This window comes from Clostridiaceae bacterium (assembly GCA_012840395.1).
Classification (GTDB): domain Bacteria; phylum Bacillota; class Clostridia; order Acetivibrionales; family DULL01; genus DULL01.
On record DULL01000050.1, the window covers coordinates 23,554 to 42,498 of the forward strand.

Here is an 18,945-nt window from a genome sequence, read left to right on the forward strand (position 1 = left end):
GCAACCGGTGGAGTAATATCGGAAAAAGGAGTAGCTTCGGCAGAATCCGAACGTTCACCTTCATTTCCGTAAATGTCCACGGCTAAAATCTGGTAACGGTATGGTATTCCTGCTTCTACATTAATATCTTTATATGTTGTAACAGTATTTTTAATATTGTCAGCTATAAGTACATATTCTCCCCATTGATCTCCCACATAAGTACTACGGTAGATACGGTAATATTTTATATTAGTTCCGGTAACCGGCTTCCAACTTATATTCACTTCCACCTCAGCAGGTTCTGCCGCAACTTCAGCTGGTGCAGCCGGTATGACCACATTGGCTGTAAATTCAACCTGGGCGGATGCATGGCTTGACAATCCGGTAAGGGTAAATGTATGTGAACCAGGATGGACATTTTTTACAAAACGCCAGCTAATAATGACGTTGCCGTTCATATCTGCCGCCTTGCGGGCTATAAAAGTATCTCCGTCCATAACGAGTTCAGTGCTCTCTCCTGGTTTATATCCTGAACCTGTAAAGATTAATGTCTCCTCGGGACCAGCTGTCTCAGGTGACAATGTCAAAACAACCTCGTAATCCTTGACGGTTACTTCTATTTCCACGGATTTTTCGCTTTCATTGCCTAAATCATCAAAAGCCGTAATAGTGTAATAATATGTGGCTCCAACACTTACATTAGAATCTATATAGGATAATATATTCTTCTCAATAGTCTTAATATTGGTCCATTGACTGCTATCTGCGTGACGCCGGTAAATCTTATATCCGGCTATGTCATCTGAAATTACAGCACTCCAGGAAAGATTTACTATACCAGAATGTGATAAGGCAGAAAAGCCTTCCGGCACAGGTGGCGGAGTATTATCCAGTATAAGATTGATAATTATGGAGTCCCTGTTCCCTCCCTTATCAATTACTTCAGCCTTAACCCGGTAAATCCCGTTCAGACCTGCAGTATTCCACTCGGTATTTGCACTGTAAACATCTCCACTTAACAAAGCAGTAACTTCTTTAATAATAGTCCATTCATCACTATTCTGAGGTGCATAAGAGAATATAATTTTTTCTACTTTATAATTATCACTTGCTTCAGCAGTTAAATTAACCTTTCCGGAGGTTCTGGTTCCATCTGTGGGACTTATACTTAACATTTCCGGAGGGATTGTATCAAATATAGGCTCTGCACTGGCTATTTGTGAAAGGGCACTTTCGTTACCCAGATTATCCACAGAGGAAACTGCGAAATAAACAGTTTCACCGGGAGTTAGGTCTAACTTGGTTATAGTTGTTATGTCGCTATTAACTGTTGTCCAATAGGCTAAGCTCTCTTCACTGGCACCATAGTACACTATATAACCCTTCAAATCCTCTGCCGTAACCGGCTGCCAACTAAGCTGCACAGAAAGCACTCCTGCTATAGCCTCAACACCAGTTGGAACAGGAGGAGCTTCATTATCAAATCTATATGTTTTAATTAAAGGTTCACTTTCATTGCCCACAGAGTCCCTGGCAACAGCCCGTACCTGTATCTCTCCATTTAAATTTGAAGAATCCCATATGAAGGTAGTTGTTCCCATGGTTGCATTGGTAGCAATTTTAATCCATTCAGAACCATCTATAGAATAGGACAGGGTAATGCTGGATAAGGCAAGATTATCAGTAGCTGTAACCGTTATATTGGATGTTTTTCCGAATAAAGTGCCCTCTTCAGGCTGCATAGCAACAATAGCCGGCGGCACTGTATCTGATACTGCAGCTGCATAAGCAATGTTAGAATCCATACTGGTTAATCCTACGGCATCAGTTGCAGTGACTTTATAATAATATGTCAGACCGACCTGAACATTGGTGTCCTGCCAGCTGGTATTGGTACGGCCGTAGTTGGTTCTTATTAAATTATATGGGCCTTCAACACTGTTGGCACGATAGATATAGTAATGGGAAACATCTGTATCCTGCGGTGGCTCCCAGGACAGATCAATTCTTTCGGTACCGTAAGTGGCTATGAGATTTTCCGGAGGTCCAGGAGGTGTCAGGTCAACCTGGTATTCCGCTGTTATTTCGGACCAATTCCCCCATTTGTCGTACACCTTGTAACGCACACTTAATGAACCCGTAGCTAGGTTTTCTGCCGGTATTTCACCGGTAAAATAATATCTATTATAATAATCGGTGTAAGGGCCGGCCACTGAATCTACAGGATTCCAGTCAGAACCGTTTAAAGAATATTCCATTGTAGCCGAAGCGCCTGTTCTACCAGAATTATCGGTAAAATATACACTGAAGGAAAAGCTGGAAGAAGTTCCTCCAATTGTTGTCTGGGCTGCCGGACTGACAAAGGATATGCTCGGCGGTGTCTCATCTTCCGATGTTGTGGCTTCGACAGCTTCACACCTTGCTGTATTTCCAAATGTGTCAACAGACTCCACCAGATAATAATAAGTTGTGGCGGGAAGCAAGCCAGTGTCTGTATAATATGTCTGGTTTTTACTATAAATATTGGCGATGCTGTTATAGGGACCTTCGGGGCTGTTACTGCGATATATGGTATATGGATAGGTGGATTTAAGATCCGGATCATCTACAGGATCCCATTCTATCGTAATACTGCTTTCTCCGGCTGATACAAGTCTCAGATTGGTTACGGCACTTACTTCAAGATCCAGAGTCCAGGGTGTTTCTGTTATTAGTTCGCCTACATTGCCTGCCCCGTCCACCGCCTTCACTTTTATTAGATATGAACCTGAATTTAAGCCTTCGGTATTCCAATAAAAATTGGTGTAGAATGAGGCTCCGCTCCTGCCAAAGTATAATTTTGATATGCCCTGTGAGGACCATGTGGCACCTTCATCATAAGAATATTCTGCGTCCATTGACACAACTTCCTTGTTATCGGTGGCATAGGCATTAAAGTATATACCTGGTCCTCCTGTGGATGTTCCACTCCCTGGGCTATATAATTCGATTTCAGTTACCTCAGGGGGAGTCATGTCATCCATAGGCTTTGCAGAAACTATTCCAGATTCGCTGCTATTTCCCCAGCTGTCATATGTTATGATTTTATAATAATAGGTGGTACCTATTGTTCCTGTTTTATCTTCATAAGTAGTACTAGTCCTGGTTCTAATTGTTGTCAGCCACGAATAACTGCCGTCAATGCGATCCGACCGGTATATCTCATACCTGTCGAAATCAGTATCCGGTACTGCATCCCAGGTCAGGATTACCTTCCCTTCTCCAGGGACAGCATTTAAATTTGCCGGGGTGGAAACATTAACATCAAGGTTTATATTACGAACAGCATAGGTGCTGTTTCCTGAATTATCTTCAGCTGTAAACTTCAATAAATACTCTCCTGAAACAAGCCCGTCAGTATACCAGTAAATGGTCTGGGTATAATCGCTGCTCTGGGAGGTTGACGATAATACAATTGTCCAGGACTCTCCGCCATCAACGGAGTATTCAAACTGTAATTTCTTAAATCCTTTGGGGGAATTATCAGTTGCCCTGAATGATAACCTGACGGTTGGACCTCCTAAGGTCAAACCGTTAGTAAGAATCACATTGGTTGAACCAATATATGCATTCAAACTTCTAATTTCAGGAGGTGTTACATCTGGCAGTGGAGAAGCTGAAGCTTCGTTGGAAAAGCCGCTTTCATTACCAATTCTATCTTCCGCGGTAATTACATAATAATAGGTAACTCCAGCCTGGACTTTATTATCTGTATAACTTGTGTAAGATGTATATGTAATGTACTCATACCCCTCTCCGGGAACGGTTGACCTGTAAATATTGTAAGGGCTGCTTGCAAGGTCTGTTTCAGTGTTTGCAGACCAGTTCAGAATTATTCTGTCTTCTGATGGAGTGGCTGTTAAATTAACAGGTGCCGCCGGTGGAGTATTATCAAGTACCCATATCCTTACAGGGGTTCCGTTAGATGCATTGCCTGCCCGGTCATAAGCAATAGCCCTGAATTTATATGCTCCGTCTTCAAGTTTCCCCAGGCCCTCAATATCTGCAGTGGTATCCCAATAATAGTAGCCGTAGGAATAACTAGAATAATGGGTCATCTCATCTTTAATAATTGAGCCTATAGTATACCAGGTATTTCCATCATCAGGTGATGCTTGTATTTCTATATGTTCTATCTTTGAGTAGTATCCATCACTTGCCTGTACATAAATTGACACTCTTTTACCGCCAATAGTGGTATTTTCATTCGGTGTGAAACTGTAAATGGTGGGAATCTGGGTATCCAGAATTACTGTCTGAATTTTTTTATGAGTTCCGCTTGTATTGGAAGCAATAACCGTTATTGTATTTGTTCCCTCTGAAAGGTTAATAACCTGGCTGAAAAATCCTTCATCGTCTACTGATACGCTTTCTCCGTTTATTGTAACTTCCGCATCGGGTTCTGTCTGACCTCTTAAGGTATATACACTGTTGTTTGTGGCAACATAGGGGCCTCCCTCAAGCTCCAGGTCAGGTCCCTGGTAGTGCTCCCCATAGGTATATGACTTATCGCCCTGGTTGCCTATACTGTCAATTGCTTGTACAGAGTATCTGTATACCGTGTCTTTAACTGCGTTTGCATCAAGGAAGCTACATTCAGGTTCATATATATACCAGGAATCAGAGTGATACCAGTCATCATCACTGAAATATTCCCTCACAAGATAATATCGATAGGTTCCGGGCATACTGTCCCAGGATAAATATATTCCCCCAGGGACATTTTCTGCCTTAAAGTTCGTGGGAGCATCTGGGGCTTTCCGGTCAACGGTTACTGTATGGAGCACATAGCTGGTTATATCCGAAATATTGCAAGCCGTTGCCCTTACCTGATATACTACTTCCACATCAGAAGGCAGTTCCCAATTTCCGCTGACACTATAATAATTATTACTCTTTTTAGGTACAGTATTTCCCTCATTCAGCAGTGTCCAGTTTTCCCCGTCAGTGGATATCTCTATCTTAATATATTTGATTTCCTGGCTGTCAATAAAGGTGGCTGAATAATATATGGTATAGTGACTGGTTTCGGTTCCATCTGCAGGTACAAAACTGTAACATATTGGTCCTTCAACGGGAATTACTCCAAACTTTGATTCAGAACCTGATGAAACATTTCCTGCTCCATCAACGGTCAAAATTCTGTATTCATATTCTAATCCGGGTGTCACCAAGGTGTCGGTGTATGTATTATCATTAATGTAGTTAGCAATAGTAGTCCAGGACTCATCCCTGTACATGCGGCACTGTATATAAGCATAGTCAAAATCCTCAGGAGGATTAACCCAGCTTAAAACCAGCACTGAATTTTCAATGTCAGCCTGTACTGAAAAGTCTGTTACATTTTCCGGAGGTATTGTATCCTTAAGCAATTTTATACTCTGTGAACTATTATTGCCTAACTCATCATATCCCACCGCTTGTATCCATATATCTCCATCCGGTAAGCTGCTCAGATTAAACCTGACTTCCCGGTAACCTTCATTATAATATTCATACCAATAAAAATTATAATCATATGTTACTAACGGTTCCAGGGACTGCCAGTTCTCTCCGTCAGTTGAATAATTGAACAGGATATCCGTCATCCTGTTTTGAGCAGCAAAAACTGCTTCAACCCAAAAATTGTCTACATTGTATACATTGATGAAATCATAGTCTGTAAGATACCAGTCCAGAAAAGTAAAAATGTCTTCCACATTTAGTTTTCCTGTGGCTACAGGTTCATTTTTACTCTCGTTCCAATAATTGTCACGTACAACTATTTTATATAGGTATGTTTTATAGGGATATACATCATAGTCTGTATATGAACTATCCTCATCGTAATATACAGTTCTTATGTGGCTCCAGTATTGTTCTGATGACTCGCTGTCATAAACGCATTTATAGATTTGTGCATAATATATATCATCTGGATGCTCCCAGCTGATTATCAATGCATTATTTTCCTCATTTGGCATTACGGTAAGGTTTTTTACATTTTCCGCCACAGTTTTAACAATCAATTCAGTTTCTTTTGAAAAAGTATTTCCCTCCGAATCTACAGCCGTTAGTTTTAAATAATAGGTTCCGTCTTTAAAGGATGTCATATTTGCTTCGATTGCCCGGTACCAGTAGTTGTCATAACTTTCATATTTTACTTCTGTATCCCAAACCAATAAATCATCAATCGAATGCCAATCGCTCTGATCAGAGGAATACATATAATCTATGGATATTATGTCATTTTCAGCTGCAAATTCTGAATAAATATAGTAATAATACCTGTTGCCTGAAGTGACAATTCCATAATCGCTCAAGTACCATTCTAGCAGATAAATTGGATCACCCTGTATAATTCCTGTTGCTGTCGGAGGGTTCTCTGCTTCATTTCCATAGCTGTCACAAGCCACAACCTTATATAAATATTCCTGATTGGGATATACATCATAATCTATATAAGATGTACCATCTGTGCTGCCCAGGTAATACCAATCACCATAACCGTCTCCGTGATCCTCATATCTGTAAATATCCACATAATCAAATTCCTCAGGATTGGTCCAGCTCAATACCAGGCCGTAGCCTTCTTCATTAGATTCAATGGTCAGATTCTGGACATTTTCAACAACCGCTACATACTTTATGACTGTTTGTTCATCAGGCAGTTCGACAGTCAAGGTATTTTCAAATTCATCCGTGGCAACAGCCTTAAGAAAAATCCGGCCGTTGGGAAGTTCAGAGAAGTCAACCATTAACCCTCTTGCCCATGATCCATAAAAGAATTCTATTCCATAATCATCTATAATTATAGAACTGTCTATATCCACCCAGTTGGAACCATCCAGGGAATAACTGTATTCTATTGATGTTATTGTATGCAATGAATTAAAGAAAGCTTCAAAAGTCCAACCATTTTCAATATAATAGGAATTTATTATGCCCTCATTTTCCAGGTACCACTCAGATAAAGTTATTGGATTTTCTGTACTTAGAACATCAATTGATTGAAGCTGCTCCTGGTCATTTTCACTTTCAATTAAATTATTATGTATATCACGCTGGTCATTATCACTGGCATTATCTGCATTATCTGTATTATCTGTGTCCCCTGTATCTTCTTTATCCTCTGTATATTCATTATTTTCTGTATCCGCTGCATTATCTGTGTCCTCTGTATCTTCTTTATTTTCTGAATCATCTTCAATTACATCATTGTTATTACCTATATTACTATCTTCGCTCTCACCGCTCTTAATATCATCAATATCATTTTCTGTTTCATTTCCGTTGTTATTATCAATTGTATAATTATCCGTAATACCATCATTATCATTGGCTAAAACAATATTGTTACTATTATCATCATTACTATTCGTGTCATTGTCATTTTTTTCTATTTTATTATCTCCAAAAGTTCCTGCATCATTTTCTCCAGGATCAATAGTGTCATCTCCATTATTCTCCTGTGAAGAAGTATGTTCCTGCCTAGATGTATCTTCCTGCTTGGAAATATCTTCTGCGGCATTAGACGAATTACCTGTATAAGATTCAATATTATAAAGAACTTCATTACTCTCTGCAGCTAAGGCAAAAGGAATATAATCTCCCAGCATATTAAATAGGAAAAACAGTATCATCAAGCAGCTGATTGCCCTATACAGGAATCTACGTGGATATGACCTCTTCATAATTGACCTCTCCTTATATATAATAAATGAAATAGTTAATTTATTATTTAATCTTTATAACCAGAGCAGTAGAAATATTAGTCTTATAATAAGTTGCTTATACTTGTACATTCCAACATGATATTATTCTAGAGTGTAAATATCCCTAAAGAGAAATTATATAGAAAATTTTGGTATTTTACTTGCGAAATATTGCTATATTTTAGTGATTAATAATTCCTTATATCTTGTAAAATTTTTCTGTAGTTAAATAATATAATTTATATTAGAATAATTATATGCTATAATTATATTTGATGTAAAATATTTCCATATTGTTAAAATAGTCTGATATATTAATAGTTCTGACCTTTGGCTTCATACCCTGTTATTATCATGTTGTGTATTTTAAGAAGGGTGAGAATAAATCATGAGTATTAATAAACTTAAAATGCTTGGCAATGGTCCCTACCCTTTACCAATAGATCAATTTTTCAAAAGTGTGGATACATTTGTAAATTCAGACCTTTGTATCATTGCTACAAAACCCACTATTGATTTTCCTGTAAAAGATTCCCACACTCATTACAGTTATGAATTTATTATACCACATTCACCAATACCCTATTTAAGTATAGAAAATAAATGTTTTTCAGCTAATGAAGCCAGTATATTTCCTATAAACTCAGGACAGGCTCACGGTCCTCATGATCGCATGATTAATAGAAGTATGACTGTATTGCAGGTTGACAATAATTCTTTAAATGATATTTCCTATTCAATTTTCAAGAAACTTAATCCTTGCTTTAAACATGGCAATTACCCTGTGACCAATGAATTGAAATCCCTGATAGAATTATTCATTGAAGAATATAGAAACAATCATTCCAGTCGCGGATTTATACTTAAAAACCTTAGTATACAGATAATGGAACAATTATTAAAACAGATTGAGAATAATTTTTCTTCTCTTTCATTATCAAGCTATAAAACTGATAAAAAATATATTGATAATGCCATTGAATATTTGCGATATCAGTATGACAAGGATTATTCCCTGGAAGAAGCCGCACGGGTGGCACATTTATCTCCTTTTCATTTTATCAGGGTCTTTAAAGAATACACCGGCAAGACTCCTTATGAATATTTGCTGCTTATCAAATTAAATAAGGCAAAAGAACTATTAAGTATGCATAAGTATTCTATAACAGAAATTTGTTACATGTGCGGATTTAACAATTTAAGCAATTTCATTTCCTTTTTTAAGAAAAATATAGGAGTTACTCCTTCTGAATACCGTAAAATCATGAGTAAAAAATAATTATAACTCGCTTTCACTGAAGATTCAATGAAAGCGAGAGCAGAACAGGTACGATGGAAAAGCTGTAAATCTTATCTTGATAAAACAACACATCCCGCCATCATATCATGAAGGGCCTGTTTCTTCTCAGTAAAGGCTGCCATTATATATCCGATACACAAAGTAAGTGCAGATACTATTTTCCCGAAATACCTTCCTGTAGCCCTGCCAAATGTAATACGGTTGCCGTAATTATCTGTTACATATATCCCTAAAGCCATCTTACCCAAAGTAGCTTGTTTCTCAGAGGACTCCATAAGGCTAAAATACAGCCACCCTATTATAGTTGATATAATATAATCTATTCTTCCGGATGATTTTCCAAAAACAAAACCTATTAATGCATCAGCCAGTCCTAAAATAATGCCGTCTATTAAAGATGCCGCAAACCTTTTCCAAAAGCCTGCATAAATCCTATAATACCCATTAGGTGCGTTATCATAGTAATTTTTATTACCATAGTAATTATCGTAATAATTATCGTACATTCTCTGTTGTGCTTGGTATGACGAATTGAATGATTGCTCTTCGCTGTTAAAATTTGCATTTAGATTATTTCCGCACCTGCTGCAAAAATTTGCCTCAGGATAATTTGGTTTTCCGCATTTACTACAGTAAATAACCTTTTCTGAATTATTTACATCCATTTCTTATATCTCCTATCTTAAAAAAGTTATATATTAATAAAATATTCGACAATTTCATAAAAATTCCTATCAAATTATAAGGTAAAAATAAGAAACAGTATCTTAAGAAATATCGGAAAAACTCAACTGAATCTATCTTAATAATGCTTCAAACAATTCGAAGGGTATAAAAAGGTTTCCATATCCTCTTCCTATTTCAATTTCAGGTTTTACTTCCCCGTGAAAGTCAGATCCTCCTGTCACCAACAATTCATTTTTTTTAGCCAGTTCAAGAAGAGCTATGGTATCATTTATTGTATGTTCTGTGTAATAGGCTTCTATCCCCTTTAAACCAATCTTTTTTAGTTCTGCAAGAAGTTCATTTAGCTCTTCATAGCTATACCCCAAAGTTAGAGGATGAGCCATCACAGGTATTCCTCCTGCATCGGCAATTTGCATGATTCCTTCCTGGGGAGTTAATTTCGCTTTACTAAAATATGCAGGAGCACCTACTGAAAGATATTTGTCAAAAGCATCCCTTACACTGTTTACATATCCTTTCTTTTTTAGTACCGTAGCAATATGCGGCCTTCCGATAATATCCCCGGAAGCTTCTTCCTCCAATTCATCCATGCTTATGTCAATTCCCAACTCATTCAGTCTGTTTATAACCTTATTATTCCTTATCTCCCTTGCTTTTTGTAATTTTTTCAAAAGGCTGTTTTGCAGATTCAAATAACTATTTCCCGGGAAATACCCCAATATATGTAATTCCGGTTCGTATTCCACGCTAATCTCTATGCCGGGTAAAACCTCAATACCAACCTTGTCTGCTTCTTTAAGCGCTTCAGGAATCCCTGCCATTGTGTCGTGGTCTGTTATCGCTATTACAGCAAGGTCCATTTTTTTTGCACGGTTGACCACTTCTGAAGGACTCAGGGTACCGTCAGATGCCTTTGTATGAACATGTAAATCAATGTATTTACTCATTTTGTCTCCTTAGTATTTAATATTTAATTTTTTTCAATAATATACCTGTTATTATAATTTCTAAAAAACCTATTATTTTATATCTTGTATATATTAACATCTTTACAGGTACTACTGATTAATATTATACAACAGGAAAACAGTGATTAATATAGGCAATAGCTGATAGTATTTCCCATTAATTACCATTTACAGGTTCCCTATGCTATAATTTAGTAGATACCTGTTCAAACGGGGACGTTAAGCCTTGCTACCGTGGAAATTAAGCTTAGTTATATCTGTAAGTACTCTATTCTCACAAAGTTATAATATACAAATGAAAATTAGGAGGAAAAACTAATGATTCAAAAGAAAGATCCAGCAAGAATATGTGCAAATTGTGTGAAAGGTTCTGTTGTTGCTGTAAATAATGATATCTTATGTTCAATAAATGGCATCGTTACTCCGGATTATAGCTGTGGAAAACATAGATTCTCTCCGGAAATTATTTCATATAGAAATAAAAGTAATAAATGTATAGAATGTAAACACTTCATTATTAATTATGAAAAGGATGTGAATGGAAACCATGAAATAGGCTTATGCCAACTGTTTTCCGTGAGAGAATTCAATGGTTCCGAAAAAAATGCATGTTCTAAGTTTGTCAAAAAGCCTCTCGGCGAAGTAAAAACTAAAGTTAATCCAATTGGTAAAATCGCCGATATATGATATATAATATGATGTATATCAAAAGTTTTAAGGTGGACATATGTACTATAAAGTTAATGATATACTGGAACAAAAAATCAGCGAAATCCAGAGCAGGCTGCCTGTTAAAATCAAAAAGCAGGAAACTAAGCTATCCTTTGATCAGGTGCTTAATTCCACTTTAAATAATACTGATGCTAATACTACTAAAAGTATTAATACCAGTGGTGATAGTACCTCAGTAAATTCACCACGTTCCAGTAATTATGGTTCCATACGTTCCGGTAATCATGATGGTAGTTATGATAACTTTGAATACAATGACACTTTAATGAGAATAGTAAATAGGAGCATAATTAATTCGGCAGAAAAATACAATATAAATCCGAACTTAATAAGAGCTGTTATAAAACAGGAATCTAATTTCAATCCATATGCAGTTTCAAAAGCCGGAGCCCAAGGTTTAATGCAGCTTATGCCTGAAACTTCAATGTATCTTGGGGTTTACGATCCCTGGAATATTGAAGCCAATATTGACGGAGGAACCAGATATCTAAAAGACATGCTTAAAACATTTAATGGCGATTTAAAGCTGGCTTTGGCTGCATATAACGCTGGTCCAAATGCTGTGAAAAAATATAATGGAATCCCTCCCTATGAAGAAACAAAGAATTATGTTGAAAAAGTATTAGAATACTATGAAAAGTACACAAAATAAGTTTCACAGCATATTTTTTAACACAATGCACATCAAACAATCCACATTATTCACACACTTATCCACAGCCTGCAATGTTTAAAACAAGCCTTTTGCATCTTATTTCCACAAAATACACAGAATATATTTCAACATTTTCCAACAGTATTCTTCATAAAAATAATAGTTTCAAAAGCCATTAAATGTAGATTTTAGTGGAAGTATTTTATTTAAAAAACAAGATAATTATCCACAGTTTATTTTTCCAGCTCAATTATTCCCCAGTCTTAAATTGGGAACAGCATTTAAATCCAAACCTGACCAGTTTCCTCTCCTGTACTGATAGTATGCTGAACAGGCTATCATTGCTGCATTGTCTGTACATAATATCTTATCAGGATAATACAGGCTAAACCCATGTATCTCAGCAGCTTCCTTCATTCGTTTTCTTAAGACAGAATTTGACGCTACTCCTCCGGCAAGAGCCACTTTTTTTAACTTTTTTGATTTTGCTGCAGTAATTGTATTATTTACCAACACCTCGGTAACAGCTTCCTGAAAGCTGGCAGAAACATCTTCAACAGAGTAGCTCTCACCTCTTTGTTCTAAGCTGTTTATATAGTTTAATACTGCTGTCTTAATTCCGCTGAAACTAAAGTCCAGGCTGCCATCATGAAAATACACTCTCGGGAAATTAATGGCTTTACTGTTTCCGTTTTTTGCAGCATTATCAATCAAAGGCCCACCTGGATATCCAAGACCAATCGCCCTTGCAACCTTGTCAAAAGCCTCTCCGGCAGCATCATCTCTGGTCTGTCCCAGTATCTCATAATTATAATAATCCTTTACATGTACAATATGGCTGTGTCCTCCTGAAACTACAAGGCAAATAAAAGGAGGTTCCAACTCGGGGTACTGAATATAATTGGCAGCAATATGCCCTTCGATATGATGGACCCCTATAAGAGGTTTATTTAATGAAAAAGCAAGCCCCTTTGCAGCTGACAGGCCCACCAGAAGAGCACCTACCAGTCCGGGGCCATAGGTTACTCCGATTGCATCAATATCCTTTAAACTAACACCTGCTTCACCAATAGCCTGATCAATGACAGGAATTATAGTTTCAACATGCTTTCTTGAGGCAATTTCCGGAACAACTCCTCCATATATCTTATGTAAGCTTATTTGTGACGATATTATATTTGAAAGAATCTTCCTTCCGCTTACAACAACCGAGGCAGATGTTTCATCGCAGCTGGTTTCAATTCCTAATATGCAAATATTTTCCATTATATCTACCTTCCCTTGATAAATATGCTGTTATCTTCTAAACACTAAATTTCATGGACTAAAAACTTAACATGTCTATAATAGACTTATTATTTACATCTTTCAAGAGAAAGTGCAAGAAAACACGAAATAAAAAAGCATGGAGTAATAATTTCTGTCCCCATGCCCAAATAAGAGAAATGCTAATGTACTTTTATATTAACAAATACAATTTTAAATAAAAATAGGCAATTAGTGCAAAAATATTCGGGGATTTTAGTCCTATAAATAGGTCCATAGTCCTATTTTTATCGAAGAAATTTGTTAATTTATATTTGTTTATGTTAATTTTTGTATTTATTTGTCTTTTTATACTCCTGATGCAGTTAACATGCTTACAGGACTGCTTTGCACGGTAATATTGCCTGTTTTGTCAAATTTTTCATTAAACACTATTTCCAAAATCTCCTGAATATCTTCAACTGGAATTACCTCTATTCCCGCGTCCTCAAACAATTCCTGCCAATTCTCCTTTGGAATGATAACTTTCTTTATACCGGCATTCTTGGCAGCTTCTATCTTTGCGGCAACTCCTCCCACTGGTTTTACTTTTCCACGTATAGATAGCTCTCCGGTCATGGCTATATCGCTTCTGACAGCTTTATTTTTGATAGCTGAATAAACTGCAACAGCAATTGCTACTCCTGCCGAAGGTCCGTCTATAGGCACACCACCTGGAAAGTTAAGGTGAATATCATATTTCTCGGTATCTACATTAAGATATTTCTTTAATACCGTTAGAACATTTTCAACAGATGCCTTGGCAGAACTTGTTCTTTTAAATTTATACCCTTTTCCGTCCATCTCCTCTTCTTCAACCATACCAGTAACCTTAATGGTGCCTTTTTTATCAGAAGATTCTATGGCAGATACCTCTATATCAATAACCATACCGGTGCATCCGCCTAATACAGCCAGTCCGTTCATGCATCCTACCTGTTCACCTGCACTAATTTTCTTTTCAATTCTTGGGCTATAATGTCCAAATTCTATAACCCATTCAATATCTTTCCGGTATACGGTATCTCTTTGTTCTACCTGAGCAATTCCTCCCGCTATCTGTACTATATTTACAGCATCCCTTCCATTCTGGGCATAACGGGCAATAAGCTCCTCTACACCATCCTCAACCTTGAATCCGCCCTTCTTTATAGCTTTTTTGGCTATCAGTGCAATCTCATCAGGACGCAAGGGTTTAAAATATATTTCCACACACCTGGACCTCAGAGCCGGAGGTATCTCATCTGAACTTCTTGTTGTGGCTCCAACCAGCCTGAAATCCGCAGGAAGTCCTTTCTGGAATATTTCATGTATATGTGGAGGAATATTTGTATCTTCTGAGCTATAATATGCACTTTCCAAAAATACTTTTCTGTCTTCTAATACTTTTAGAAGTTTGTTCATCTGAACCGGGTGAAGTTCTCCGATTTCGTCTATAAACAATATCCCTCCGTGGGCCTTTGTAACAGCTCCCGGCTTGGGCTGCGGTATTCCTGCAACTCCGTATGCACCTGCTCCCTGGTATATCGGATCATGGACAGAACCGATGAGAGGATCTGCTATACCTCTCTCATCAAACCTTAAGGTTGTGGCGTCCACTTCTACAAATTTTGATTCAGTTCTAAAAGGCGAAGTACTTGTACGTTTTGCTTCCTCCAGAACAACTCTTGCTGCAGCAGTTTTTCCCACTCCCGGAGGACCATAAATTATAACATGCTGTGGATTTGGGCCGCACAAGGCTGCTCTTAGGGCTCTTAAACCCTGTTCCTGGCCTACTATATCCTCAAGGGAAGTAGGTCTTGTTTTTTCAGCAAGAGGCTCTGTAAGCTTTATTTCTTTTAGTTTTCTAAGTTTTTCAAGCTCCTTTTTTGATTCTTTTTCAACTGCACTTTTATTTCCTTGCTGTGATTTAAGCAAATTAAGAAAATAAATGCCAATTACCAGTGAGAAAAAAAATTGTATAATAAAAAAGGTACTCGCTAGCATTTTATTCCCTCTCCAATCACTTCATAAATAATTAGTCCCATAATTAGTCCCTTTAAATTTGTAATTAGTCACTAGAAATTACTATTATTATTTGTAATGCTCGTATTTTTATCCCATTCTGGATGAATTCTATATAAAAATTATTACTAACCATTTTTATTAAAGAGAGTGCATAGAAATAGCAAAATAAATAGCGGATAATTTTGTAATTATCCGCCATCTTATCATATTTTGCATTCAAGTCTGCCTTATTTTATGAAACTGACTCTCTTTTTAATTTTGACCTTTTATTTGCTGTCTTTTTTAAAGGTTTTTTATTTTCATTAATAATTAGTTCCGGAGGCATATTTTTTTCTATGGTCTCTCTAGTTATAATACACTTTTCAACATTGGTCGCAGAAGGAATATCATACATAACATCAAGCAAAGTTTCCTCTAAAATCGCTCTTAGTCCTCTTGCGCCAGTATTTCTTTGAATAGCTTTATCCGCTATGGCATCTAAAGCATCATCAGTAACCTCAAGTATAGTATCATCCATTTCGAAAAGTTTCTGATACTGCTTTATTAATGCATTCTTAGGCTCAGTCAATATTTGTTTAAGAGCATTCTTATCTAAAGAGTGGAGCGTAACAATCACAGGAAGTCTACCTACAAATTCCGGAATCAAACCGTATTTTAACAAATCCTGAGGAAGTATATGCTTTAATATTTCTCCCATGTCTTTTTCTTTATTATTCTCAATTACAGCTCCAAACCCCATGGATTTTTTTCCGATTCTATTCTGAATAATTTTATCAATTCCATCAAAAGCTCCACCACAAATAAACAGAATATTTGTGGTGTCTATCTGTATGAACTCCTGGTGAGGATGTTTTCTTCCACCCTGAGGAGGCACAGATGCTATTGTACCCTCCAAAATCTTTAAGAGAGCCTGTTGTACACCTTCTCCGCTAACATCTCTTGTTATAGACGGATTCTCTGACTTTCTTGCAATTTTATCAATTTCATCTATATAGATGATACCTCTTTCTGCTCTTTCAATATCATAATCTGCGGCTTGGATGAGTTTAAGAAGTATATTTTCAACATCCTCACCCACATAACCTGCTTCAGTCAAAGCTGTAGCATCAGCGATTGCAAAAGGAACATTCAGTATTCTGGCCAAAGTTTGAGCTAGAAGAGTTTTACCGCTTCCTGTAGGTCCCAGCATAACAATATTGCTTTTCTGAAGCTCTACATCTCCAGCTCTAACTTTAGAATTTATCCTCTTATAGTGGTTATATACAGCCACCGATAAAATTTTCTTTGCAGTATCCTGTCCAATAACATACTGATCCAATATATTCCTTATATCCTTTGGTTTTGGTATCTCGCTAAAAGTAGTATCTGTCTTTGCATCTTCAAATTCCTCTTCTATTATTTCAGAGCAAAGTTCAATACACTCATCACAGATATACACGCCAGGTCCAGCCACAAGCCTCTTTACCTGTTCTTGGTTTTTGCCGCAAAAGGAGCATTTCACCTGCTTCTTTTCATCATATCTGGACATTTTTCCACCTCGTCTATCTTCTTCTTGTCATTACCTCATCAACAATACCATATCTTTTTGCTTCTTCTGCAGTCATAAAGAAATCTCTTTCAACATCCCTTGCTATTCTCTCCAGTGGTTGGCCTGTATTCTCGCTTAAGATCTTGTTCAGTTTATCCTTTATTCTAATCAGCCATTCAGTATGAATTTTTATATCTGTAGCCTGACCTCTGACTCCTCCTAATGGCTGATGTATCATTACTTCACTGTTAGGGAGGGCAAATCTTTTTCCTTTCGCCCCTGCAGCAAGTAAGAAAGCTCCCATACTTGCAGCCATACCAACACATATAGTTGAAACATCAGGCTTTACATACTGCATAGTGTCATATATAGCAAAACCTGCTGTAATTGAACCACCTGGGCTATTAATATATAGCTGGATATCCTTTTCAGGATCTTCAGCTTCTAAGAATAACATTTGAGCAACCACTAAACTTGCTGTAACATCATTTATTTCATCGCTTAGAACTATTATTCTATCCTTGAGTAATCTTGAGTAAATGTCATAAGAACGTTCACCACGATTAGTCTGTTCAACAACTATTGGCACAAGACTCATATAATCTACCTCCTTGCCATTTGCTTATAACTTATAATAAATTAACCAGTGTATAATATTCTTACCCAAGTACCATGGAAAATAAACCTTTTCCTAAATCAATTTTGCGCTACTCACTAGTAAGTCAATTGTCTTCCTTGTAATTAATTCGCTCTTTATATATTCTATATCATCAGGACTTAAATGTTTCTTAAAATCTTCAACACTTTGCTTGTAATTTTCTGAAAGCTGCTTGATTTCTTCTTCAACTTCTTCCTCAGAAACATTTATTTCCTCAGTTTTTTCTATTTTTTCCAAAACTAACTGTGTCTTGACTTCTTTTTCTGCTCTTTTAAGGAACTGATCCCTGAAGCTTTTCTCGTCAAGGCCCATTATTTCCAGGTATTTCCCTAAATCAAGTCCCTGATAGCGCAACCTGAGAGAAAAATCATAAATAAGGTAGTCAATATGCTTATCAAGCATAACCTGTGGTATATCTACTGTGGCATTGTCAACAACCTTAGAAACAACTTTATCTCTAATCTCATGTTCTGCTCTATGATTTGCTGCTTCAATAAGCTTCTTTCTCAAATCCTCTTTGTATTCAGCAAGAGTATCAAACTCACTTATATCCTTTGCAAATTCATCATCTATTTCAGGTAATTCCTTCACTTTTACCTCTTTTATCTTTACTTTAAATAGAGCTGGTTTTCCAGCCAGTTCTTTATGTCCATAATCCTCAGGGAATGAAACATTAACATCAACTTCATCACCTGTTTTGGCACCGATAAGCTGGTCCTCAAAACCGGGTATAAATTGGCCTGAACCGATAGTAAGGTTGAAATCTGTTCCTTTTCCTCCTTCAAAAGCTTTGCCGTCAATAAAACCTTCAAAATAAATTACTGCAATATCGCCCTTTTCAATTCCCCTGTCATCAACAGTTATTATTCTGGCATTTTTTTCAGCAACCATATTAAGTTCTTTTTCTACATCCTCATCAGTTACTACAACTTCTGGTTTTTCAACTTCTACCCCTTTATAAATGCCAAGTTCCACTTCCGGTTTCACAACTACTTTGGCAGTAAATATAAGGCTCTTTCCTTTTCCAATCTGCTTTATATCAATTTCAGGCCTGTCCACAGGATGTATATCATAATCCTTTATTGCCTGTTCATATGCTTTAGGGCAAACTATATTAATAGCATCTTCATACAAAACTTCTTCCCCATAATATCTTTCAACAATAGCTCTTGGTGCTTTTCCTCTTCTAAATCCAGGAACATTAAATTTTTTGGCATTTTTAATGTAAGATTTTTGCATCCCGTCATTAAATGTTTCTTCATCCACTTCTATTTCTAATTGTTTCACATTCTTTTCAAGATCTTCAACTTTAACGTTCATTTTTTACAATCCTCCATCCATATCCTATTGCATCCTAAATAAAATTATTATAAATTAGAATGTAAACTGA

Annotated in this window: 11 protein-coding genes (1 of these 11 only partly in view); 3 read left to right on the forward strand and 8 right to left on the reverse strand. The window is 36.8% G+C overall.

Annotated elements, in window-relative coordinates; genetic code table 11:
- A protein-coding gene (locus tag GXX20_06325) for a PKD domain-containing protein (GenBank protein HHW31275.1) crosses the window boundary here: on the reverse strand, window positions 1-7,694 show its 5' end (the start). It extends 19,534 nt beyond the left edge of the window; 7,694 of the gene's 27,228 nt are visible here — the first part of the coding sequence; it begins with the start codon at window positions 7,692-7,694; the stop codon falls past the left edge of the window.
- Window positions 7,695-8,103: 409 nt separating this feature from the next.
- On the opposite strand from GXX20_06325, the gene GXX20_06330 reads away from it, so the two are divergent.
- Window positions 8,104-8,994, forward strand: coding sequence for a helix-turn-helix transcriptional regulator (locus GXX20_06330; GenBank protein ID HHW31276.1), 891 nt, complete (start codon window positions 8,104-8,106; stop codon window positions 8,992-8,994).
- Window positions 8,995-9,065: 71 nt separating this feature from the next.
- Here GXX20_06330 and GXX20_06335 read toward each other — a convergent pair whose 3' ends face one another.
- Both GXX20_06335 and GXX20_06340 read right to left on the reverse strand, forming a co-directional pair.
- Window positions 9,066-9,680 carry a zinc-ribbon domain-containing protein gene (locus tag GXX20_06335; GenBank protein HHW31277.1) on the reverse strand — a complete coding sequence of 205 codons (615 nt, stop codon included), beginning with the start codon at window positions 9,678-9,680 and terminating at the stop codon, window positions 9,066-9,068.
- Between the two features lie 132 nt (window positions 9,681-9,812).
- Window positions 9,813-10,649 carry a PHP domain-containing protein gene (locus tag GXX20_06340; protein HHW31278.1) on the reverse strand — a complete coding sequence of 279 codons (837 nt, stop codon included), beginning with the start codon at window positions 10,647-10,649 and terminating at the stop codon, window positions 9,813-9,815.
- A gap of 339 nt (window positions 10,650-10,988) precedes the next feature.
- On the opposite strand from GXX20_06340, the gene GXX20_06345 reads away from it, so the two are divergent.
- Together GXX20_06345 and GXX20_06350 are read left to right on the forward strand one after the other, a co-directional pair.
- Window positions 10,989-11,357, forward strand: a complete 369-nt coding sequence (locus GXX20_06345; protein HHW31279.1) for a hypothetical protein — start codon at window positions 10,989-10,991, stop codon at window positions 11,355-11,357.
- A gap of 40 nt (window positions 11,358-11,397) precedes the next feature.
- Entirely contained in the window at window positions 11,398-12,054 is a 657-nt protein-coding gene (locus GXX20_06350) for a lytic transglycosylase domain-containing protein (GenBank protein HHW31280.1), read from the forward strand.
- A gap of 249 nt (window positions 12,055-12,303) precedes the next feature.
- Here GXX20_06350 and tsaD read toward each other — a convergent pair whose 3' ends face one another.
- The 5 genes from tsaD to GXX20_06375 form a co-directional block, all read right to left on the reverse strand.
- Complete coding sequence (tsaD, locus tag GXX20_06355) at window positions 12,304-13,323, reverse strand: tRNA (adenosine(37)-N6)-threonylcarbamoyltransferase complex transferase subunit TsaD (protein ID HHW31281.1); 1,020 nt, start codon at window positions 13,321-13,323, stop codon at window positions 12,304-12,306.
- Between the two features lie 348 nt (window positions 13,324-13,671).
- Entirely contained in the window at window positions 13,672-15,348 is a 1,677-nt protein-coding gene (lonB, locus tag GXX20_06360; protein ID HHW31282.1) for an ATP-dependent protease LonB, read from the reverse strand.
- Window positions 15,349-15,601: 253 nt separating this feature from the next.
- The gene (clpX, locus tag GXX20_06365; GenBank protein HHW31283.1) at window positions 15,602-16,897 is read right to left on the reverse strand and encodes an ATP-dependent Clp protease ATP-binding subunit ClpX; all 1,296 of its coding nucleotides are present in this window, start codon (window positions 16,895-16,897) and stop codon (window positions 15,602-15,604) included.
- Window positions 16,898-16,910: 13 nt separating this feature from the next.
- Window positions 16,911-17,495: an ATP-dependent Clp endopeptidase proteolytic subunit ClpP gene (gene clpP / locus GXX20_06370; protein HHW31284.1), complete on the reverse strand. Its 585-nt coding sequence runs from the start codon at window positions 17,493-17,495 to the stop codon at window positions 16,911-16,913.
- Between the two features lie 93 nt (window positions 17,496-17,588).
- Window positions 17,589-18,875: a trigger factor gene (locus tag GXX20_06375; GenBank protein HHW31285.1), complete on the reverse strand. Its 1,287-nt coding sequence runs from the start codon at window positions 18,873-18,875 to the stop codon at window positions 17,589-17,591.
- Between the last annotated feature and the right edge of the window lie 70 nt (window positions 18,876-18,945).